The organism is Arachnia propionica (assembly GCF_037055325.1).
Taxonomy (GTDB): Bacteria; Actinomycetota; Actinomycetes; order Propionibacteriales; family Propionibacteriaceae; genus Arachnia.
This window is the reverse complement of sequence record NZ_CP146373.1, coordinates 3,142,143-3,163,088: the sequence shown is the minus strand read 5'-3', so window position 1 is coordinate 3,163,088 and position 20,946 is coordinate 3,142,143. Positions and strand designations below refer to the sequence as shown.

Here is a 20,946-nt window from a genome sequence, read left to right as displayed (position 1 = left end):
CTACGACCTGCTCAGCCCGAGCGGGGCAGACGCGGAAGTGGAGCGACTGTGCCGCGTGGTGGAGGCACCTGAAAGCTGGACCGGGCTGCGAGGAGCCGCGCTCCGGGCGGTGGAACAAGTCTCAAGAAGACGGCCCGCCGGTCAGTCGGCGGTCTGCTCCTCGGCGGGCTCGGCGGGCGTGTCGGCCTCGGGTTCGGCCTCCCGGTCGTAGGAGTGCGCCACCCACAGCGCCAGCCCCAAGAACACCAGCAGCATCGTCGCCATGGCCAGGGACAGCGCCCAGATGCCTTGGAGGATGGTGTCGTGGAATAGGAACATCGACACGAACGGGGTGGCGGTGAACGGGATTGCGAACCAGAGCTGGATTCCCTGTCTGCGTGCTACCACGAACAACATGGAGATTGGTGAGGTGATGAAGTTCACGTACAGCCACGGAACCAGGGCGGAGCCGATCAAACCGGCCTCCGCCCAGCGCTCGCCGAATATGAAAGGAAACAGCGGCGGGGAGGCGAAGAAAATGATGAGGAAAGGGATCGCGCCGATGAGTGCGGAACGCAGAATGCTCTTACGCACCAGCGACGACATGTGACCGCGGGGGGTTGTCGCCAACGACCTGAAGAACACCTGCGACAGGCTCGTGTTGATCAGGCTGGCGGGGGTTTGCAGCAGTTTCCAGGCCTGCCCGAACTGGCCCGTCGCTGCCGTTGAGAACATCGCGGCCATCATGAGCGGAGTGCCCTCCGTGCGAACCGCGTCGAGGGCTGCCACCGGGGCGTTTGCCAGCGGCATCTTCCTGTGTTCGGAGGCGACGGCTTTCAGCGAGGCGATCGGCTGTTCCTTCACCTCGGAGTGGTTCTTGAGCCACATGGTGAAGCTAGCCGCCAGCTGTCCCAGCAGCGTGGAGACGATCAGTCCCGTGGTCCCGAAGTGGAGGAACCCCATGCCGAGCTGGGTGCTGACGGTGGTGGCCTGCTGGTTGATCCGGTTGGTGCCCATCAGCCGGTACTTCTTGCGGCGGTTGCACCAGTAGTTGAAGATCGACACCTGGGCGTAGGCCCAGGCCACCAGCCCGGCGAAAGGCAGCCAGAACCTCACCTCGGGGGCATTGACGGCCTCGCTGATGGGGGCCGCGAACAACAGCAGGACGGCACCGGCAATGGCGCAGACCCAGGTGCTGACCCGCTGCGACAACTTCACCAGCGCCCGCGCCTCGGGCTCCTCGGGGGGCAGTACGACGGCCAGTTCGTAGCGTCCCGTGCACACCGTCACCAGTCCCGTCACGAAGGACATGAAAATCGTGGACACACCCACCTCGTGAGGTGAGTAGAGACGCGAGATGATGGGGGAGGCCGCGATCGGAATGGCCTGCGCGATGGTGGTGCCGCTCATGAGCACCAGCACGTGTTTCAGGAACTCGTGCTTCGACAACTTGTCGCGGAGCTTCTCAATCATCACGTCAAGATTCTTCCAGCTTCCCGAGGCGGCGTCCGCCGACGGCGAAGGCGGCCACCATGATCATCAGATGCACCGAGGTCAGCGGCTGCACCAACCACGTCGAGTGCGACATGGACACCACCGGCAGAGTCAACGCCAGCACCCCCGCCCCGAACATCACCGCGGATCCTACAGAGTCGCCACCGATCCGCAGCCTCCGCGCGGAACGCACCGCCCACACCACCCCGACGATCAGGACAGCCAACAGCACCACCAGGGTTGGGGCCCCGTAGTTGACGAGCACCTCGATCATTCCCCAGTGGGCATTCGAGAATCCTGTCGACCGGTGGGGATTCGCCTCGTCGAGGGCCATCCGTTCGAATCCCCCGGGTCCTGCGCCGAGGAAGCCGGTGCGTTCCGAGATCCACCAGCCGCTCTGCACCAGATGTGCGCGGATATAGGACGATTTGTCCTCCCAGCGGAGGCCGTCGAGGGCAACCTCCACGAAACGGTACAGGTTCCACCCGGGGGGCAACCGCAGGGCCATGGTGCCCGCTATGGCGACGAGCCCACCCAGCAACGTGATCCGTCCCCACCGCGACCTCGTACACCACCAGATAGCGCCCAGAGCGAATGCCATGAACGCCATCTGACCGTGGGACCGCACCAGCAGTCCGGCCAGCAGCACACCCTGAACAGGCAGCGCCCACCGCCACCGAGAACGTCCCAGCACACTCCACGCGATCGGCAGCACCAGGAGCGCGACGACGCAGTGGTAGGCGTAGAGGTTTGGGTTGTCGAAGAAGGACGTGATCTCGTTCCAGTTCTCAACGCCCTCGAAGGAACGGGTACCGACGCTGAGCGGCAGATGCTTGGCGGTCACGACCTCCCAGAGCGCGACCATAGCCGCCAGCGTGGCCGAAACCTCCCACCCTGCGATCAGTGCCCCGACGAAACGGAGGGAGTCCGAGAGAATCAGGGAGGCGGCCAGCCCGAGCAGTAGGAAGAACATCGTCGCCACCTCGACCGACGACGCCCCTGGGAACCGAATAGCCCCCACGACCCCGCAGGTGATGAGCACGACGCATACCGCACCCACCGCGACGCCGACGCCCCTGGGAAGCGGCCCGCGGTGGAAAAGGAACTGCACCACCGCGATCCCCGCCAGCAGCACCACCACCAGACGGGCCGGCATCAGCAGCCCGCTGGGAAGGTACAGGGCGATGGTCGCGAGGATCGGGAGCAGAAAGGCCGCCACCACAGCGAGCGGCCTGACCCATGTCCTGGCTTGGCTCGGCACGCGGCAAGTATAAGAGGTCCGGTGGACGTAACTCCCTCGACTGCGCGACGCTGCGATAGCCTGACGTCGTGTCGGACCACACCTCGAAGAACGTGAAACCACCGAGTCTGGCCATCGGTCCGGCGAACTACGCCGGGCAGGCGACGGCGTGGGCGGCGGCTGTCAGGAAGCATCTCGAGGTGGCGGCGTGGTCGTTTGCCGAGGCTCCGGTCGGGTCGGGTAGTTTCCGATTCGATGTCGACAAACCCATTCATCGCGCCCTGTTCCGGAACCCGGTGGCCCGGGGAATGCGAAGCAGGAAACTGTTCGCCGGCCTCACCCACGTCGCACTCGATGGTTTCGAGCCCTACTTCCACCTGAAACGCAGACGCAAGTTCGCCGGCGATCTTGCCTGGTTGAACGCCGCGGGATACAAAACCGCCCTCATTGCCCACGGAAGCGACGTCCGCGATCCCCACCGACACATCGAGATCAACGGGAAATGGTCCATGTATCTCGCGGGGGATGCGGAATGGCGTGCCGACTTGGCCCGCGCCGCCCGACTGCACCGCGCCGTCGCTGAAAGCTCCGGGAGGCCGGTGTTCTACTCCACCCCCGACCTGAGGCTCGACCTGGAGGGCGGCACGTGGCTGCCAGTGTGCCTGGACGTCAACACCTGGGGAACCGATGCCCCGCTCCTGGAACGCGCACAACCCCGGGTACTGCACATTCCGAGCAGACGAAACCCGCCGATCAAGGGCACCCAGTTCGTGGACCCGGTGCTTCGGAAGCTCGACGATGCGGGAAAGATCGAATACGTCTGCCCCGAGTCGGTGCCCCACAGCGAGATGCGCTCCCTCGTGCACGACGTCGACATCGTGGTGGATCAACTGCTGGCAGGCTCTTATGGGGTGGCGGCCATCGAAGCCATGAGTGCCGGACGGGTTACCGTCGGACGTCTCGCCCCTCCGGTGCTGGACCTGATGCCCGAGGCGCCGCCCATCGTGCAGGCCACCCCCGATGAACTCGAAGAAACCATCGTCGCCATCGTCGAGGATCGTGACCACTACCGCCGGCTGGGCCGTGAGGGGATCAACTTCGCGCACATCTGGCACAGCGGCAAGGCCTCGGCCACAGCCCTCCGCGGCTACCTCGAACGCTGACCGAGAGCGCTCCGAGAACCAACACATCTCACGTCATCTGTGGTTCTTGAAACACGATGGGTAGAATCGCCTGCGGCAGTGAGCCTGCTAGGTGTCCGGGAAGGGTTTGTTCGTGAAGATCGCTGTTGTTGCTCTTGGGAAGATCGGGCTGCCCCTGGCAGTCCAGTTCGCAGACATGGGCCATGAAGTCGTCGGCGTCGACGTTCAGCAGAACGTTGTGGACAAGGTCAACGCCGGAACCGAGCCCTTCCCGGGCGAGGCCCATCTGCAGGAGAAGTTGTCGAGGCTGGTGCCGGCGGGGAGGTTGCGTGCGACGTGTGACTATTCGGAGGCGATTCCGGGTGTTGATGCGATCGTGATTGTTGTGCCGTTGTTCGTCAACGACGCGACCTGGCAGCCCGACTTCGGCTGGATGGAGGCCGCCACCCGGTCCTTCGCGGAGCACCTCACTCCGGGCACGTTGGTGTCGTATGAGACGACGTTGCCGGTGGGTACTACCCGGGGTAGGTGGAAGCCGTTGATTGAGGAGGTCTCCGGTTTGGTGGAGGGCCGGGACTTTCATGTGGTGTTTTCTCCGGAGCGGGTGTTGACGGGGCGGGTGTTTGAGGATTTGCGGAAGTATCCGAAGTTGGTGGGTGGGCTCTCTCCCGAGGGCACCGCGAAGGGTGTTGACTTCTATGAGCGGGTGTTGAGTTTTGATGAGCGTCCTGATTTGCGGCGGGGTAATGGGGTGTGGGATATGGGGTCGGCTGAGGCTGCGGAGATGGCGAAGTTGGCTGAGACGACGTATCGGGATGTCAATATTGGGTTGGCGAATCAGTTTGGGAAGTTTGCTGCTGCTCATGGGATTGATGTGTATAAGGTGATTGAGGCGTCGAATTCGCAGCCGTATAGTCATATTCATCGGCCTGGTATTGCGGTGGGTGGGCATTGTATTCCGGTGTATCCGCGGTTGTATCTGTATACGGATCCGGATGCGTCGGTTGTGCGTGCTGCTCGTGAGGCGAATATGACGATGCCTGGGTATGTGGTTGGTGTGGTTGAGGGTGTGGTGGGTGATCTGTCGGGTCGTCGTGTGGTGGTGTTGGGTGCGTCGTATCGGGGCAGGGTGAAGGAGACTGCGTTTTCGGGTGTGTTCCCGACTGTGGAGATCCTTGCGTCGAGGGGTGCTGTGGTGGTGGTGCATGATCCGATGTATAGCGATGAGGAGCTTGAGGGGTTCGGGTTTACTCCCTACCGGTTGGGTGAGTCGGTGGATGCCGCGATTCTTCAGGCCGATCATCCTGAGTATCTCGATCTCACTGCTGCGGACCTGCCTGGGGTTTCGGTGATCATTGACGGACGCGGCGTCCTGAAACGCGAGAATTTCGCCGGAATCGCGTTCTTCCGAATCGGCGATGGAGAGTGAATTAATCCATGGAAAACGAAGCACAGAGCCGAATTCTGAACATTCCCGAAATTCTGGCGCGCGTCTGGAAAAGGAAGGTCGTTTTTCTGCTGTCCTTCCTGCTCGTCCTCGCCGTCGGATGCGGCTGGGTGTTCACAAAACCCGAGGAGCAGACCGCCAAGCAGTTGCTGGTGTTCAAGTTCCCCGAGACGACCGCCGAATCCCAGGCCACCCAGCAGGCCGCAATGTTGCCCGCGCTGGTGACCACCTACACGGCTCTGCTGAAGCACCCGTCGGTCGGCGGTCCGATCCTGGAGAAGCACCCCGACGTTCCGAATCTCCAGGCACTCACCGAGCGCGTGACTTTCGAGACCCCGAGCCTCATCAGCGTCTCGCTGTCCGTCACGGACCCGGACCCGGCCAAGGCCGAGGCCTTGCTGCGTGACGTCTCCGCCAGCCTCGCCGAGAACGCTCCCAAGGCATTCGGCCAGTCGCCGGAATACCTGCGCGTCGGACTTGATCCCCTGCCTCAGGTGACGGTTGGCCCGGCGCGTTCAGGACGCGGTGTGCAGCTGGTCGTCGTTGTCCTGGTGAGCGTGATCGTCGGGGTGGGAACAGCAATCCTCCTGCCTCGCCGTTCCTGATGTCAGGAACCGGCTTTGACAGACCTTCCCCTCGCCGAGAAACCCCGTCTGACAGCGAGTTTCGCTTCGGTTGACCGAACTGCTGAGTGGCTGACTGCCATCATGGTGGCGTTGCTGGTTCTCCGAATTCCGGGCAGCCTGTTCGTCACAGTGGCTATAGCCGTCCTGCAGCTTCTTGTCTTGCCGTTGCACATCCCCCACAGGCGGGCGCGGCTGTGGCTGTGGACGTTGGTTCTTGGCACGGTGACGAGTTCCGTCGCCCTCGTGACCGTGGCGAGGGAGCCGGAACTGGTCGCTTTCCCTGTCATCACCGCGGCGTTCCTTCTTGTTTCCCTGACGCTGACCGGGACCACTCTCGGGCGGCGCCTGGCGCGGGTCATGATCACCACCTGCTACTGGTGTTTCGGAATCACTCTGCTCATCGGCATTGGCGAGATCATCACCGGTTTCCGGGTGAGCAACATTTTCTACTCCGACTCGACCACCCAGACGGCCAACAGTCGATTCGAGGTGTCGGCCTTCTATCCGAACTACAACGACTTCTCCGTGGTGCTGGCGATGTTCGTCACCCTCCTGGCGGTGCGCATCCTGTTCGACCACACGTCGCGTTTCAGGACCATTCTGCGAGGTTTCCTGGTGGTTCTGACCACAGGACTGGTGTTCCTCCAGGGGTCTCGCGGCGCCCTGCTGGCGCTGCTGATGGGCATCGCGGCTGCAGTCTGGATCAACCTGCGGATGCGAGTCTCGTCGCGATCCATGTCACTGGTGACGCTGATCGCGCTGATCGCTGCGATCGCAGGTGGGGTGCTCGCCTGGAACTCCCCATGGGTCCAGGACAACTCCACCAAGGAACGTGGGGGAGTCATCAACCGGATCCTCTCCATCACCCCTGATTCCCACCTGGAGTTTTGGATCGGCTGGGGGACACAACCCAACTACCAGCTGGCGGCGCGCCTCAACTATCCGGGTGAGCTGATGGATCCCCACAACGTGCTCATGGAAGCCCTCATCTGGTTCGGCATGCCGGTGGCGTTGCTGTTCGTGGCGTTCTGGGCCCAAGTCGTCTGGCGCGGGGCGTGGAAACTCGACGTGGAGAGTTTTGACTGGCAGCATTTGGCGAGTGTTGTCGTGGTCGCGCTGATGCCCATACTCGGGATTGTTCCGTCATCGACCTTCCGCTACTACCTGATATTTCTTTTCTCCGCCGCTGCTGCAGTGGCGATTTCTGCTCGGAGGTCTGCATGACCCGGCGCATGATATTCCATCATCCGCTGCCCTTGTTTCCGGATGCAGCATCGGCTTCCGGGATCAGGCCGGTCCAGATGAAGCGTTCCTTCGAGGAACTCGGATATGAGGTGTGGGAGGTCACTGGGTACACACGGGAGCGCGCTGAACGAGCAGCTGATGTGCGATACGCCATGCGGTGCGGGACGCGGTTCGATTTCTGTTATTCCGAGTCGTCGACGATGCCCATGACGATGACCAATCCCACCCATCTTCCGTCGCGTCCCTTCCTGGATCTCGGCTTCTTCCGGTCGCTGCGTAAGAATGGGATTCCCGTCGGGCAGTTCCTGAGGGACATCTACTGGGTGTTTCCCGAATACAGGGAGTCGTTGTCTTTCCTGAAGGTTCAGGCCGCCCTGGCCGCCTATGAATGGGACTTGCGAACGCTTCGGCGTCACGTGGACAGGGTTTTCCTTCCGAGCCTGAAGGTGGGCGAGTACATCAATCTGGGAAACGTCCCGGTCTCGGCGCTCGAACCAGGGCATGGGCATGCCGAACCACTGCCTGGTCCGGACACGGGGCTGTCGCTGTTCTACGTCGGTGGGATCGGTTTCGATTACAAACTTCACGAGCTATTCGCGGCCGTCAAGCAAGCATGGGAGAAGAACCTGGACGTGCTCCTGATCGTGTGCCTGCGACCCGAGGATTGGGACGCGGTCAAACACGAGTACGAACAATGGGCGTGCCCGGCCATCGAGGTGGTTCACGGCCACGGAAACGTTCTGCAGGAGTATTTCGAACGAACTAACATCGCCACCATCGTCGTTGATCTGGATGAATACTGGAAACTTGGGGTACCCGTGAAACTGTACGACTACATCGGGGCCGGCAAACCCGTGATGGTGACGAAGGGATCGTTGGCCGGCGACATGGTCGAGCGGATGGAAGTGGGGTGGACCGTGGACAATTCATCCGAGGCGGTAATCAAACTGCTCGAGAGACTGGCCAACGATCCACAGGAGATTCAGCGGGTTCGTGACCGGGTCCTGGCGCAGCGCGGCGCCTACACCTGGCGTGAAAGAGCCCGGCAGGCCGCGGAAGAGCTCACGGGAGCCCCCGTGCCGGAGCGCGAAACGGGCAAAGGAAACCCCCTTCCCGAAGCGGGAATGGCCACTGCCACGGATTCCTGAGGCGGGTCGGCTAGCTTCGAGGAAGGGGTGCTCTCCTTCGGGGAAATCTTCTATTTTCTTATTTCCACACTTCGAGGAATTTGGCGCCAGAAGCGCCCAGTTGCTGAGGTGTCCTGTGGGTGGATGTGGCGAGCATCAAGACGCCGTCATACTTCCGGGCGATGCAGATCGTCAGGTCTCCCTTCTCCTTGGTTTCCTCGTTGTCAATGTGAATGGAGCCACAGGTGAAATCTCCGACTGCAACCTGTCCCGTGATGTCCTTGCTGAGTAGTTCGAATCGTCTCTGGGGTTTCAAGAATTTGGCCACGATCCGCGAACCGTCTGGGGCCTCGTAAATGTTGTTGTCGTTGTCCTGGGTTTCGAGGAATACGAAACCGTCAAATTCCTCAGGCATCTTCGCTGGCGCGGTCGGGGTGGGGCTGGGCGTGGGGGTGGGGGTCTTCGACGAGTGAGTGGGCGAGGGGCTGGGGGACGAGTGCGTGGGCGAGGGGCTGGTGGCCGTGGGACTGGGAGTGGCGGGGTCAGCAGGTGTGGAACCTTTGGTGACAAACCACCAGATCCCCAGGCCCAGCGCGACCACGAGAACACCAACGACCACAAGCAGAACCGTCCGCGTCGCCCCTCCGCTGCCGGGCGGCTGTGGGGGCTGTACGTACCCGGCCTGTCCGTAGGGCTGCTGATATCCAGGCTGCCCATACGCCTGGGCCTGCTGGGTATATCCCTGCTGTGCCTGCTGGGTATATGCGTGCTGGGGGTGGCTCTGTTGTGAGTAGCCTCCCTGCTGTGGGGGGTAGCTTTGCTGGGGCTGCTGCGAGTATCCCCCCTGCTGGGGCTGCTGCGAGTATCCCCCCTGCTGGGGCTGCTGTTGAGGATTGCCTCCTTGGGGTTGAGCCCCCCAGGGCTGCTGTCCACCGGGTTGGTTTATGTTCGAGGAAGGGTAATTGCTCATGTACTGCTCCTTGCCAACCATGGTAGGAGAACGAGCGGGTCAGATGGGCGGGTGGGGTCGAAAAATGCCGGTCCTATGCCGCTGCAACCGTACGCAGCATCCCCGGCCTCCGTGCGGGTCACGGAGACCACATCCAGCCTCGGCGCACCGGATCTGGCGATCTGACGCCCCGTCTTCCTGACTGGCGCCCAACCCTCGGGTTTTCGTTGACGCAGTCTCTTACTTCCAGGCCTCAAGGAATTTCTGTCCTTCTGTCCCCAATTCTTGGGCGGAGGCGCTCTCGGTGGAACCGAGCTCAAGAACTCCACCGTACTTTTTGGTTATGCACATCATGAAGTACTTCTTTTCTTTCGTATCCTTGTCCTCGTAGAAGCTTCGGCCACAGGTGAGCTGCCCGACCTCGGTCAGGTCTTCCATTTTTTCGCGCTCCGCGTCGAAAAGGATTTCGAGCGCCAAGAATTGAGCCAGAATCCGGTCGCCCGAAGAATTTTCATAAACGTTGCTTTTGTCAATGTTTTTAACGAAATTGTAGTCGCCGAACTGTTTGGGCAACTCCGGTGCAGTGGCGGGCGACGAGGTTGGCGTCGAGCTGGATCTTCTGGGCGTAGGGCTGGGGGAGGCGGTCGTCTTGGTGGGTTGCGTGGCTGTTGGGCTGGGGGAGGTGGTGGTTGGTGTGGGTGTGCTGGGGTCGGCTGGTTTGGTGTTGTTGGCGATGACCCACCAGGCCCCGAAACCCAGGGCGATCACCAGGATGCCGATGATCACGATGAGCAGGATGCGGTTTGTTCCTCCGCGGCCTCCGCCGGGCGGTTGTGGTTGCTGTCCGTAGCCGGGGGCGTAGGGCTGTTGGTAGCCGGGGGCGTAGGGCTGTTGGTAGCCGGGTTGGGCGTAAGGCTGCTGATGGCCCGGTTGTCCATATCCCTGAGGTTGTTGGGGGGAGGACTGTGGCGGTTGCCCGGGTCCCTGGGGCTGTTGGGGGTACGGCTGGGACGGCTGCTGTGGATATCCCTGCTGGGGCTGTGGGCCCTGGTTCGGTTTGGCCTCCCAGGGCGACTGCCTGCCGGGTTGATTCATATTGTTCGCTAAGGGGTGATCATTCATATGTGGCCTCCTAGTGGACATAGTATGGGAGCCAGGAGCTCACGCGGAGGAGTGGTCCATCGACTCGGCCCTCAACGCGAGGCTGGGCCTTGCCGGGCGGACGATGTAGTTTTGGGTGATGCCGACCATCTCACACCGCTGGAATCACAACATCCACTACCACGGCGTGATCCTCAAGGAGGTGCCGGAAGGCGCTCGAACGGCCCTCGACGTGGGCTGTGGCAATGGACTGCTGACCCGGGAGCTGCAACGTGTCGTGCCCGAGGTCGTGGGCATCGACGCCGATGAGCAGGTTCTGGGCCAGGCGCGCCGGGACTGCGGAGACGTCGATTGGGTGTTCGGAGACGTCCTGACCCACGACTTCGGCCGCCGTTTCGACGTGGTGGCTTCGGTGGCCGTGCTGCACCACATCCCCGACCTCCGGGCGGCCCTGACGCGGTTGGCCGCGCTGACCGCCCCGGGCGGGGTCCTGGCGGTCATCGGTCTGGCGCGGGCGACGAGACTCAGGGACCGGCTGATCCACGTCCCGGGTCTGTTCCAGCACTGGTGGTTTTCGTTGCGGTACGGCTTCTGGGAGCACACGGCCCCGACGGTGTGGCCACCGCCCCACGACTACACCACAATCCGGCGGGTGGCCGCCGAGCTTCTGCCCGGGATGGTGTGGCGGCGCCTCCCGTTGTGGCGCTACTCCCTGATCTGGCACCGCCCTGTCACGATGTGAGGTCAATGCCGCAACCGGTGAACTCTGCCTCTCCCCGTTCCGTCAGACGGACCGCCCGGGTGTTTCCGACCCGGGTGATCCAGCCGCGCTCCAGGAACAGCCTGCACAGTCGCGTCCCGAGGGGCCCGGCCAGGTGGAGGCGGCGTTCGGTCGCATCCATGCAGGAGCTCGCCGCCAGGGAACCCAGTCCGGTTTCCCACGAGTCGAGGAGATTGCGGCCGGCCTCCGTGGGCCGCCATGCGGCATCGATCAGGTCCTGTCCGCGCAGCTGGTCGGCGAGCCCGACCCCGAGCCGCCCCGCGAGGTGCCGGTAGCAGGTGCGGCCCTTCCGGAACCGGGCCTCGTCGGCGGACGCCCGCAGGCTCCGGGGCGTGGGCAGGAGGGTGCCGGACACGACCCCGAGGCCCTCGATGACCCGCGCCACGTGTTCACCGGCGAGGGTGACGTAGCGGTGACGGCCCTGGTGTCTCTCGGCGGCGATGCCCCGGGCGACGAGAACGTCGATGTGCTCGCTGGCGGTGGAGCGGGCCAGGCCCGTGTACCGGGCGAGTTCGCCGACGGTCCAGGCCCGGTCCGTCATCAGCGCGGTGCACATCGCGGCGCGTGACGGATCCCCCAACGTGGCGGCGACCAGGGAGATCTCCGGCATTCTCTCGGGGAACGAACGATCGGGCACCCCTCCATTCTCGCCGCCCCGGGTTCGGTGCGCACCGAACCATCCGGGCGTGACCATGGTCGCCGAACTTTGATGACCGGGGCTGAATGAGGAGGCCTGGATGGTGCGCGAAGGCAGGCGAGCGGCGACGGCCGCGGTGCTGCTCGGTTTCTTCGTCGTCATGCTCGACGTCACCGTCGTCAACGTGGCCCTCGGCGGCATCGGCGCCGACCTGCGGATCGGGATCGGGACGCTGCAATGGGTCGTCGACGCCTACACGCTCGTGCTCGCGGCCCTGCTGCTCGCCGCCGGGGCCGCCTGCGACCGCATCGGTGCCCGGAAGGTCTATCTGATCGGCCTGCTGGGGTTCGGAGTCCTGTCGTTTGCCTGCGCGATGGCGCCGACCGGCGGGACGCTGGTGGCGGCCCGGGCCGTGCAGGGAGTGGGGGCGGCGGCCGTCGTGCCCGGGTCGCTGACGCTACTGGGCGCCGTCCACCCCGACCCTGCCGCGCGGGCACGGGCGATCGGCCTGTGGGGTGGAGCCGGGGGAGTGGCCGCCGCAGTTGGGCCGATCCTCGGCGGGATGTTGGTGACCGCGGTCGGGTGGCGGTCGGTGTTCTGGATCAATCTTCCGGTGATCGCCGTGGCCGTCCTGCTCACCATCAGAGCGGTCGACGGGACGCGCGGGATCGCGCCCCGGGGTCTGGACCTGTTCGGTCCGGGACTCTCGGCGCTCGGGCTCGCCGCGGGAACCTGGGCCGTGATCTCGGCGGGCGAACGCGGCTGGGGAGTCTTGCAGCTCGCGGCGGCGGTCGCAGCCGCCGGGCTGTTGACCGGTTTCGTTGCCGTGGAACGTCGCATTCCCGAACCGATGTTGCCTTCCGGCTTGTTTGCCGGGCGGGGATTCACGGTGGCCGTGACGGTCGGATTCTGCCTGAATGTGAGTTTCTTCGGCCAGCTCTTCGTGCTGTCCCTGTTCTTCCAGCGAACCCTGGGCCATGATGCCTGGGAAGCGGGTCTCGCGCTCGCCCCACAGGCCTGCAGCGCGGTTGTCGCCGCCCCGCTTGGGGGCAGGGCGGCCGCCCGGTTCGGGGTCTTTCCCGCGATGTTGATGGGGCTTGTCCTCGGGGCTGCGGGGTTCGTAGGAACCGCGTTCATCGGTTCCGGCACGGCGCCCCTGGTCGTCTCTGGAGTCACCTTCGCCGCGGGATTCGGAATGGCCTTCGCGATGCCCGCCGCGACTGCCGCAGCAGTCTCGGCCGTCCCGGACGAGCTCGCGGGAACGGCAGGAGGGGTTGTGAACGCGGCACGGCAGACCGGCAGCGTCGCCGGCGTCGCCATCCTGGGTGGTGTGGTCGCGGCCGATGCCTCCCCGTCCGGTTTCCGCGTCGCGATGCTGATGGCAGCCGGGATCTTCATCGCGGCCGCGGCCCTGGTTTCCGCGGCCGCGCGTGACCCGGCCTGACACAGTCGAGTGGGGTTCTGGCGATCATTGGTGTGGCACGGGCGACGAGACTCGGGGACCGGTTGATCCACGTCCCGGGTCTGTTCCAGCACTGGTGGTTCTCGGTGCGGTACGGCTTCTGGGAGCACACGGCCCCGACGGTGTGGCCACCGTCCCACGGCTACACCACGGTCCGGCGAGTGGCCGCCGAGCTCCTGCCCAGGATGGTGTGGCGGCGCCTCCCGTTGTGGCGCTACTCCCTGATCTGGCACCACTCCGGCACGCTGAAGTGACAAGGGAAAACGAATCTCTCTCACGCATGTGCTTGCCCCAGGGAGGGGAGCCGCCTAAGCTAACGTGAAACTCAAGAGTATTGCATATGCGAGGCTCGCCTGGTTCGCTGTTGAACGCCGCTGTGGTGCGGAGACTTTTGAAGGATGCGCAGACTTGACCACGGACTGCCCTTCGGGTAGTGAAACCTCTAGTCAGACCAATGGGCGAGGGCGGCTGCGAATAAGTCTCGTGGTAAGTCTTCTAAAACTGGAAAGATCTTACTCAATGATAAAACGAATCACCATTTCACTTGCTCTCGTGATTTTCCTTGGATTTGTTCCTCAGGCGTTTGCTGATGACGGTTCGAATGATGGCGAAGTTCAGTCATCATCTATTCCTCATGAGCAGGAGAAACTGACAGAAGAAATCCGGACGGTGTTCGAGATCTATCTCGTGCAAGATCAGAGTGGACTGTGGAGGGTGAACGATACAAAGAGCGCCGCGGCAGCTGGTATTGAGAGCAGGGATTTGGAAATGGCTGCGCGTAATTTGAACTCTGTTGGCATGTCAGGCCCTCCAGCGGGTGATGGGAACAGTGCTGAAAAAGTTGGCGACGAAGGGTGGGTCAGATGTGTTCTCTCATGGTCAGTCGGGTCAGGCGTCATCAAATTGCTTGATGGCACGGCAGTCGGGTGGCTGAAAGCTGGAAAATATGCGAAATTCGCTTCGTGGCTCCTCCGGGTCGCTCCTCGACTCGCCCTCCGGGGAGGTGCGGCGGGTATCGTCGCTGGACTCGCTGCAGGCGTCGTGGCGTGCAGTATCTCGAACGGATGAATGAATGATGGATCGACGGCAAGGGTCATCCATCCCGGTCCCGGTGCTGATGGTTGCTTACAAAGCGGCCGTTTGCTTGGCCGGAGTGATCTTGGCGGTACTCGTGGGATGGTTCCCCCTCTGGCGAGGTGCACTGGTTTTTCTCGCCTTGGTGGTGGTCGCGATCGGGCTGGTACCCCACCAGCAGCGCGCCCGCCCCGAGGATCTCCTCTCGGCCCGGTTCGTCGCGACCGTCTCCGCCTTGAATGGGCTGGCCATCGTGGTGCCCCTGCTGGGGCATCCGCTGTTCTGGCATGTGGTCGGGGTGGTGTGTGTCGGCGGCGTCACCCACGTCCTGTGCCGACGATGGATCTATGAACCGAACAGGAAATTCCACGACGAGCAGTGACGCTGACGGGACACAGCGGAAAGATCCAGATCTTCGTGTTCCAGAGATTGGGGTATGGCCTGACCCGTTGGAGGAGTTGCCTGCAGGGCATAACTATGTGGGGTGGCACAACTGGATGTGGATCAGGGATCCAGGTCCCACGACGTGGGGGCCGGTCACCAAGACCGTGACCGAAGCAGGGTATGCGATCACGGCCACTGCGGCGGTGACGAAGGTGACGTGGGAGATGGGCAATGGGGATACCAAGGTGTGTGACAAGGGAATGGAACACCTCGCCTGGCAGAAAGACGACAAGCCGTCGCCGACGTGTGGGTATGTCTATCATCAGCGTGGGGATTACACGATCACTGCGACCGCGCATTGGGTGATTGTGTGGAGTGGTTTGGGGCAGCAGGGAACTATTGAGATGGATCTCTCGTCCCAGGTGCACACGAGTGTGATCGAAGCATTCGCGGTCAATATTCCTAACGGGAGGCGCCACAGCGCGCCCTCACCATCGCCGTCACCGAACCCGACCGGTACCCCGACCGCGCTGGCACCCTGCCCCACCAACCACAACAAACACGGCTGCTGACGTGCTTCACATCCGTTCGTGGAGTTTCTACGACTCGGAGGTGAGCCCATCCAGTGAGACGGGGGTCTCGGTGTCGTCCTCCTGGATCTTTCCAGCGGCCTTGGCCTCGAGCTTCCTCGCGCGGCGGGCGGCCACGTGTTTGAGGTGCTCCCTATGGTGTTCGATCACGAGCTCCCGGCAGCTTCCACGGTTTTCCAGGGCCTTCAGGATCTCGTCGAAGCGAAGAAGCATCAGGTCCTCCGAGACCGCGACCTGGTTCCGGTCCTGCAAGCGTTTCGCGACCTCGCCGAAGGCCAGGTGAAAGACGGGGATGGTTTCCAGCAGCAGGAAAATCGTCCCGACGGCTCCGGTCATCAGCTTGCGGGTTTTTGTGACGTTCCATTTCCAGCGGGCACGTTTCCTGAAAGGCAGTTTCCGTGCCACCTGTTTCGCGGTGTCCTCGTCGGTGAGCAGGTCGTCCAGGCCGTCAATCGGTTCGCTGCCGAGGAGGGCCACCAGTAATCGGAACGGAATCACCGGGCGGGGGGAGAAGGGCCAATCGAGCTTCTCCAGCCGGATGGGCAGGCCGGCGAGCAGGGCATCGACCCGCGACTCGATCGCCGCCCCCTTCGGCAGGCGGCGCACCGCTGCGAAAATGATGTCCTCAATATCCGTCGCGGTTTCGGCTGCGTCGAAGGCGGATTCGGGAATCGAGACCACGACCTGCTGCAGGTCCATGGCCTGGGCGTCCTCGCTCAACCTCCGAAAATGCTCGAACAGGGGAGCCAGGGGATTGCTCCTGTCGATCAGCAACAGCTGGAGGAAGTAGGCCGCGATGTTCTCGGCCAATTCGTCGTCGGTGTCGGGCTGTTTCTTGAGCAGACGAGCGGTCCGCCAGTACATCCAGACCAGTCCCAGACCGTAGTACATCGCACCGTCACGCAGGCAGGTCCGGAACAGGCCGACGATCCCCTCGACCAGGTGCGCCAGTTCCTTGTCATCCAGGGTGCTGGCCTGCGCGGCGCGGTGCTGGAACTGGTCGAGTCGGGAGCGGAAGCTTCGTTCCTCTCGTCGCCAACGGGCCGGATCGTGTCGCAGAACCTTGAACAGCATCCGCGGGGCGCGAAGGAAAACCCCCGGTTTGAGACGCAAGGACGGGCTCTCGTCCGTCTTCTCCGCGGGTGCCTCCTTCACGATCATCGGGTCCGCGTTGGGATCGGTCCTGGCGTTCAGTGAGGTCATGATCGTGGCCGGGTTCAACGTGATGTCGATGCCGGCAGAGCCAACGAGATCGGTGATGACCTCGAGGACGGTCGTGACGAGGAACTCGTCGAGTGGGTAGGCGGCCCAGTCGTCCTCCGTGCCGGGTAAAAACCTTCGCGGGTCCAGCGTCCCCCCGGGATTCGTCGTGGCGTTGATGATCGCTCCTCCTCGCTGCCCGTTACCAGAACCATTGTGTCAAACGCGCGGCTGCCGATGGAGGGATTCAACGAAGCAATATCTGACCACAGTCAGATATTGACCGGAGTCAGGTTTTGTTCTAGCGTGGATTCATGAGTGATCGAGTGAGCCGACGGCGTGCCAGGACCCGGGAGAGGATCTTCACCGAGGCCATGCGCCTGTTCGCCGAGCGGGGGTTCGATGCCGTCACCGTCGCCGACATCACCGAGGCCGCAGACATCGGCAAGGGCACCTTCTTCACGCACTTCCCCAGCAAACGCGACGTCTTCCGGTACCTGGGGGAGCAGGTGGTCCGGGCCGTCCTCGATGCGGATGTGGGCGACGGCACCGCCGAGGAACGCCTCCGACGGATGCTCGACGCCGCCGCCGACTGGCTGGAGGCCCACCCTGAACCGGCCCGGCAGATGGTCAAGGCGCGGTCCTTCAACCTTTCCCTCGACCTCGGGTCGGAGAACCAGAAGCGATTTCATGCGGTCGTCGCGGATGCTCTCACCGCGGGTCGCAACAGCGGTGAACTGCGCGACGACGTGCCCTTGGTCGATTCCGTTCTGGCGTTGCAGTGCAGCTACTACATGTGCGTGCTGATGTGGGCCACGCACCCCGACGGGGACTCCCTGCGCGACCGTTTCGCAACCTCCCTCGACATTCTCCTGAACGGACTGAAGTGACCCGTTCCACGACGAACCGCCGCGCCCTGCTGACCGCCGCGGGCGCGGGCATGGCGGTCTCCGCCATGATGCAGACCCTCCTGGGCAACGCGACCCCCCGGATCGTCGACGAACTGGCCGCGCCGGAGCTGTACGGCTGGGTTGCCGGCAGCTACCTCGTGTGCTCCACCCTCCTGCTGCCGCTGTTCTCCCAGTACACCGACCGCCTGGGAACCCGCCGCGTCCTGGTGGCGGGGCATGCCTGCTTCCTGACCGGCACCCTGCTGATGTCCTGGGCGCCCACCATGTCGCTGCTGCTGGCGGCGCGGGTCGTCCAGGGCATCGGCGCTGCCGCCATCATGCCCGCGGTGCTCGCCGCCCTGGGGCTGAGCCTCGACGCATCCTCCCGCGCCCGCGCGCTCTCCCGGTTGGCGATCATCCAGCTGGTCGCGAACCTGATCGGCCCGCCGCTGGGCGGCTGGTTCACCGACGGACCCGGGTGGCGTCTCGGGGTGCTGACCGGGGTGCCGCTGTCGCTGATCGCGCTGCTCGCGGCCCGGAGCTTCCCCACCGCCACCCCACCCGAGGGCTGGTGGCGCATCACGGTGCGCGGATCGTCGCAGCGCGGCGCCGGCCCCGGGGTGCTGGTGTGGCTCGCGGCCCTGTCAGGGGTGATCTCGATCGGCGCGATCACCTACGCGCCGCTGGCCCTGCAGACCCTCCACGGCGTCGACGCCACCACCACCGGCTGGTTCCTCGTCCCCATGCTCCTCGGAATCGGGGCGGGCACCTTCGCCTCCGGGAAGCTCGCCCCGAGCACGTGGGCGCGTCCCCTCGGCTGGGTCCTGGGGTGTGTCGGGGCGGTCCTGGCGGCCTTCCCCCAGCTCGTCGTCTTCCTGCTGGGCATCACCCTTCTGGGGGTGGGTGCCGGCCTGGTGCTGCCCCTGCTGCTCCTCGACGCGCAGGCAACCGCATCCGAGGAGCGCATGGCGCGGGCCAGCGGAATGGTGCAGTTCGGCCGCAACGCCGGTGCGGCCGCCGGGATCCCCGCCCTGAGCCTGTGGATCATCTCCGGACTCGCTGCGGGCCCCGCCCTGACCGGTCTGTTCGCCACACTGGCCGTTCTCGCCGCCCTCGGGCTGGTGGTGTGGCTTACGCAGGGCGGCGTGAAGGAGAAGACATCATGATCATCGGACTTGACCGGGTGCGCGCCACCGACATCCCCCTGGTGGGTGGCAAAGGAGCCAACCTCGGGGAACTGATCGCGGCGGGCCTTCCCGTCCCCGGCGGGTTCTGCGTCACTGCCGAGGCCTACCGGACCGCGATGACTCCGCTTCGGGAGGAGATCGCCGGACTGCTGGAGGCCGGGAACCACGACCGGCTGCGGGAACTCGTCGTCGCCGCCCCGCTGCCCGACGGACTGGCCGATCGGATCCGCGACGCCGCGGGAGAGGTCAACGGGCCGGTCGCGGTGCGGTCCTCGGCCACCACCGAGGATCTCCCGGACGCATCCTTCGCGGGTCAGCAGGAAACCTACCTGGGGGTGGTCGGCGGGGATGCCGTCGTCGAAGCGGTGCGCCGCTGCTGGGCGTCGCTGTGGAGCGACCGGGCCATCACCTACCGCGACGAGCAGGGATTCGCCCACGACGACGTCGCCCTGGCGGTCGTGGTGCAACGCATGATCCCCGCCGACGCCGCAGGTGTCGCGTTCACCCTCGACCCGGTCACCGGGCGCAGACGAGTGGTGATCGAATCCGCCTGGGGGCTCGGTGAGGTCGTCGTCTCGGGTGCGGTCACCCCCGACTCCTTCGCCGTCGAACGTGGTCGCATTGTCGAACGAAGCACTGGCGACAAACGCATCCGCATCGACATGACCGCCACCGGCGAAACCGCCACCACCGAGATCTCCGGTGAACAACGCCGTCGGGCATCCCTCGCGGGCCGCGACGTGGTTGCGGTGGCGCGGCTCGCCGAGCAGGTCGAGCATCACTACGGCAGGCCGATGGACGTCGAATGGGCCCTGACCGACGGGAAGCCGTGGCTGCTCCAGGCCCGGCCCATCACCACCACTGCCCCGGTGGGGCCGGATCGGCGGGTCGGGCGGATAAGTCGCTTCATCCGCAACGACATCATCGAGCACTTTCCGTCGCCGTATCCTCTCGACCTGATGGTGACCCGGATCCTGGTGTGCTGCCTCGACGCCACCACCGGGTTCGCCGGGCTCCGGATGCGGCCCATCGACGGGCTCGTCGAGATGGATGCCGACGGCGCCGTCACCATCGGCCATCCCCGGATCTCGTGGTGGCGGCTGCCCGCAGGGATCGTCCGGATCGCCCGGACCCCGTGGCGCGACCCCCGCGGCTGGGACGCCGATACCGGCGCCAGGGTGCGGCGGTTCACGGCCCGGCTGCGCGACCTACCCGTCGCGACGCTGTCCGGCGCGGACATCGCCGACGCCCTGACGGAGGCGTCCGGTCAGGTCGAGGCCATGGTGACCTCCCGTTTCGTCGAATACCTCGGCTTCCACGTCCTGCGCGGGGCCCGGCTCCGCGTCCTGCTGCGCCTGGCAAGGGTGAAAACCCGGCCGGAGGACCTCCTCGGCGACCTCGACTACGCCACCGTCGTCATCGACCGGGAACTCGGCCGGCTCGTCGCATCCATCCCCGAGCCGGTGCGGCGGCTCCTGGCGCAGAATCCCATCGACGTCGAGGCCGTCACACAGCAGGACCCCGAATGGTGGAGGAGGGTCGAGCGTTTCCTCGCAGAGCACGGGGCCCGCACCACCCGCATGTACCAGCCGTTCTCCAGCCGCTCATGGCGCGAGGACCTTCCCGCCTTCCTCGGGACGGTCGCGATGATGGCGCACACGCAGCGGCGCGAACCGGTCGCCGCGCGACCCCACACCGACCTGATGGCCGAGGCTGCCGGCAGGCTGCCCCGGTTCCTGCGCCGCCGGTTCCGGCGTCTCGTCGACGACTACCGCGCCGGGCATGTCACGCGGGAAGCCGGGGTGGTGGACTTCGAGGAGCTGGGGGAGCAGATGCGCCGTCTGGCCCTCGAGGCGGGACGCAGGATGGTGGTGGCCGGGCTGCTGGCCGAACCGGGGGAGGTCGCGCTGCTCGGTTTCGACGAGCTGCTGGGCTGGTTGCGCGACGAACCGGTGGATGTCGCGGGAATCGTCGAGAGACGCCGCCGCGCCCGGCCCCGGGCCCTGGCGGCGTGGCAGCCGGAACGCGACCCCGTGAAACCGGGGAGCGGCATGACCGGGGTGGCGGCTAGCCCTGGGGTCGCGTCTGGGCCGGTGCGGGTCATCTCCGGTCCAGCTGAGTTCGCACGCCTGCGGCCCGGCGACGTCCTGGTCTGTCAGGCCACGGACCCCGCCTGGACCCCACTGTTCGCCTCCGCCTCGGCGGTGGTCGCGGAAACCGGGGGACTGCTGTCGCACGCCGCCATCGTCGCCCGCGAATACGGCATCCCCGCGGTGCTCGGGGTCCTTGAGGCCACCACCCGCCTCCACGACGGCCAGGTCGTCACGGTCGACGGTGGCGCGGGCCGGGTGCGAATCGAGGAATCGGCCCGGCCCGTCGCCGGATGAGATT

The 20,946-nt window shown here is 64.8% G+C and carries 20 protein-coding genes; 14 read left to right on the top strand and 6 right to left on the bottom strand.

Translation table 11 applies throughout. The features are described 5' to 3' along the window. Positions 1–141: 141 nt before the first annotated feature. Positions 142–1,452, bottom strand: coding sequence for a lipopolysaccharide biosynthesis protein (locus V7R84_RS14630; RefSeq protein ID WP_338573925.1), 1,311 nt, complete (start codon positions 1,450–1,452; stop codon positions 142–144). A 4-nt stretch (positions 1,453–1,456) separates the two neighbouring features. Next, the gene (locus V7R84_RS14625) at positions 1,457–2,734 is read right to left on the bottom strand and encodes a hypothetical protein (protein ID WP_338570367.1); all 1,278 of its coding nucleotides are present in this window, start codon (positions 2,732–2,734) and stop codon (positions 1,457–1,459) included. Positions 2,735–2,802: 68 nt separating this feature from the next. Between V7R84_RS14625 and V7R84_RS14620 the strand changes: the two genes are divergently transcribed. The 5 genes from V7R84_RS14620 (at position 2,803) to V7R84_RS14600 (ending at position 8,321) form a co-directional block, all read left to right on the top strand. Further along, entirely contained in the window at positions 2,803–3,876 is a 1,074-nt protein-coding gene (locus tag V7R84_RS14620) for a hypothetical protein (protein WP_338570364.1), read from the top strand. Between the two features lie 112 nt (positions 3,877–3,988). Beyond that, positions 3,989–5,284: a nucleotide sugar dehydrogenase gene (locus tag V7R84_RS14615; protein ID WP_338570362.1), complete on the top strand. Its 1,296-nt coding sequence runs from the start codon at positions 3,989–3,991 to the stop codon at positions 5,282–5,284. Positions 5,285–5,292: 8 nt separating this feature from the next. Further along, the gene (locus V7R84_RS14610; RefSeq protein WP_338570360.1) at positions 5,293–5,907 is read left to right on the top strand and encodes a hypothetical protein; all 615 of its coding nucleotides are present in this window, start codon (positions 5,293–5,295) and stop codon (positions 5,905–5,907) included. Between the two features lie 15 nt (positions 5,908–5,922). Beyond that, the gene (locus V7R84_RS14605) at positions 5,923–7,152 is read left to right on the top strand and encodes an O-antigen ligase family protein (RefSeq protein ID WP_338570357.1); all 1,230 of its coding nucleotides are present in this window, start codon (positions 5,923–5,925) and stop codon (positions 7,150–7,152) included. Further along, entirely contained in the window at positions 7,149–8,321 is a 1,173-nt protein-coding gene (locus tag V7R84_RS14600; protein ID WP_338570354.1) for a glycosyltransferase, read from the top strand. Before V7R84_RS14605 ends, V7R84_RS14600 begins: the two co-directional genes overlap by 4 nt. A 58-nt stretch (positions 8,322–8,379) precedes the next feature. Here V7R84_RS14600 and V7R84_RS14595 read toward each other — a convergent pair whose 3' ends face one another. After that, complete coding sequence (locus V7R84_RS14595; RefSeq protein WP_338570351.1) at positions 8,380–9,270, bottom strand: hypothetical protein; 891 nt, start codon at positions 9,268–9,270, stop codon at positions 8,380–8,382. Between the two features lie 219 nt (positions 9,271–9,489). Continuing rightward, positions 9,490–10,035, bottom strand: a complete 546-nt coding sequence (locus V7R84_RS14590; RefSeq protein WP_338570348.1) for a hypothetical protein — start codon at positions 10,033–10,035, stop codon at positions 9,490–9,492. 454 nt (positions 10,036–10,489) lie between these two features. Here V7R84_RS14590 and V7R84_RS14585 point away from each other — a divergent pair, with 454 nt between their 5' ends. Next, entirely contained in the window at positions 10,490–11,092 is a 603-nt protein-coding gene (locus V7R84_RS14585) for a class I SAM-dependent methyltransferase (protein WP_338570345.1), read from the top strand. On the opposite strand, the gene V7R84_RS14580 is transcribed toward V7R84_RS14585, so the two are convergent. Beyond that, positions 11,082–11,768 (bottom strand): winged helix-turn-helix domain-containing protein, encoded by a 687-nt coding sequence (locus V7R84_RS14580; RefSeq protein ID WP_338570343.1) that lies wholly within the window; start codon positions 11,766–11,768, stop codon positions 11,082–11,084. The genes V7R84_RS14585 and V7R84_RS14580 overlap by 11 nt on opposite strands. Positions 11,769–11,868: 100 nt before the next feature. Here V7R84_RS14580 and V7R84_RS14575 point away from each other — a divergent pair, with 100 nt between their 5' ends. The 5 genes from V7R84_RS14575 (at position 11,869) to V7R84_RS14555 (ending at position 15,260) form a co-directional block, all read left to right on the top strand. Beyond that, positions 11,869–13,212 (top strand): MFS transporter, encoded by a 1,344-nt coding sequence (locus V7R84_RS14575; protein ID WP_338570340.1) that lies wholly within the window; start codon positions 11,869–11,871, stop codon positions 13,210–13,212. A gap of 32 nt (positions 13,213–13,244) precedes the next feature. Continuing rightward, positions 13,245–13,484: a hypothetical protein gene (locus V7R84_RS14570; RefSeq protein WP_338570337.1), complete on the top strand. Its 240-nt coding sequence runs from the start codon at positions 13,245–13,247 to the stop codon at positions 13,482–13,484. 265 nt (positions 13,485–13,749) lie between these two features. Further along, entirely contained in the window at positions 13,750–14,298 is a 549-nt protein-coding gene (locus V7R84_RS14565) for a hypothetical protein (protein ID WP_338570333.1), read from the top strand. Positions 14,299–14,302: 4 nt separating this feature from the next. After that, positions 14,303–14,686: a hypothetical protein gene (locus V7R84_RS14560; protein WP_338570331.1), complete on the top strand. Its 384-nt coding sequence runs from the start codon at positions 14,303–14,305 to the stop codon at positions 14,684–14,686. Positions 14,687–14,762: 76 nt separating this feature from the next. Next, positions 14,763–15,260 (top strand): hypothetical protein, encoded by a 498-nt coding sequence (locus tag V7R84_RS14555; protein ID WP_338570329.1) that lies wholly within the window; start codon positions 14,763–14,765, stop codon positions 15,258–15,260. A gap of 27 nt (positions 15,261–15,287) precedes the next feature. Here V7R84_RS14555 and V7R84_RS14550 read toward each other — a convergent pair whose 3' ends face one another. Continuing rightward, positions 15,288–16,481 (bottom strand): hypothetical protein, encoded by a 1,194-nt coding sequence (locus V7R84_RS14550; RefSeq protein ID WP_338570327.1) that lies wholly within the window; start codon positions 16,479–16,481, stop codon positions 15,288–15,290. Between the two features lie 311 nt (positions 16,482–16,792). On the opposite strand from V7R84_RS14550, the gene V7R84_RS14545 reads away from it, so the two are divergent. Genes V7R84_RS14545 through V7R84_RS14535 form a run of 3 tightly spaced genes read left to right on the top strand, consistent with a single transcriptional unit; the run spans position 16,793 to position 20,942 of the window. Then, positions 16,793–17,368 (top strand): helix-turn-helix domain-containing protein, encoded by a 576-nt coding sequence (locus V7R84_RS14545; protein ID WP_338570325.1) that lies wholly within the window; start codon positions 16,793–16,795, stop codon positions 17,366–17,368. Next, positions 17,365–18,534 (top strand): MFS transporter, encoded by a 1,170-nt coding sequence (locus tag V7R84_RS14540; protein WP_338570324.1) that lies wholly within the window; start codon positions 17,365–17,367, stop codon positions 18,532–18,534. The genes V7R84_RS14545 and V7R84_RS14540 overlap by 4 nt, the downstream gene beginning before the upstream one ends. Then, entirely contained in the window at positions 18,531–20,942 is a 2,412-nt protein-coding gene (locus V7R84_RS14535; RefSeq protein WP_338570322.1) for a PEP/pyruvate-binding domain-containing protein, read from the top strand. The genes V7R84_RS14540 and V7R84_RS14535 overlap by 4 nt, the downstream gene beginning before the upstream one ends. Positions 20,943–20,946 lie beyond the last annotated feature (4 nt).

Bases quoted from the DNA above. Each gene is read 5' to 3' on its own strand.
- V7R84_RS14610 (WP_338570360.1), top strand. From the start codon at position 5,293: ATGGAAAACGAAGCACAGAGCCGAATTCTGAACATTCCCGAAATTCTG.
- V7R84_RS14560 (WP_338570331.1), top strand. From the start codon at position 14,303: ATGATGGATCGACGGCAAGGGTCATCCATCCCGGTCCCGGTGCTGATG.
- V7R84_RS14545 (WP_338570325.1), top strand. From the start codon at position 16,793: ATGAGTGATCGAGTGAGCCGACGGCGTGCCAGGACCCGGGAGAGGATC.
- V7R84_RS14595 (WP_338570351.1), bottom strand. From the start codon at position 9,270: ATGAGCAATTACCCTTCCTCGAACATAAACCAACCCGGTGGACAGCAG.
- V7R84_RS14630 (WP_338573925.1), bottom strand. From the start codon at position 1,452: ATGATTGAGAAGCTCCGCGACAAGTTGTCGAAGCACGAGTTCCTGAAA.
- V7R84_RS14575 (WP_338570340.1), top strand. From the start codon at position 11,869: ATGGTGCGCGAAGGCAGGCGAGCGGCGACGGCCGCGGTGCTGCTCGGT.
- V7R84_RS14535 (WP_338570322.1), top strand. From the start codon at position 18,531: ATGATCATCGGACTTGACCGGGTGCGCGCCACCGACATCCCCCTGGTG.
- V7R84_RS14565 (WP_338570333.1), top strand. From the start codon at position 13,750: ATGATAAAACGAATCACCATTTCACTTGCTCTCGTGATTTTCCTTGGA.
- V7R84_RS14550 (WP_338570327.1), bottom strand. From the start codon at position 16,481: ATGACCTCACTGAACGCCAGGACCGATCCCAACGCGGACCCGATGATC.
- V7R84_RS14600 (WP_338570354.1), top strand. From the start codon at position 7,149: ATGACCCGGCGCATGATATTCCATCATCCGCTGCCCTTGTTTCCGGAT.
- V7R84_RS14585 (WP_338570345.1), top strand. From the start codon at position 10,490: ATGCCGACCATCTCACACCGCTGGAATCACAACATCCACTACCACGGC.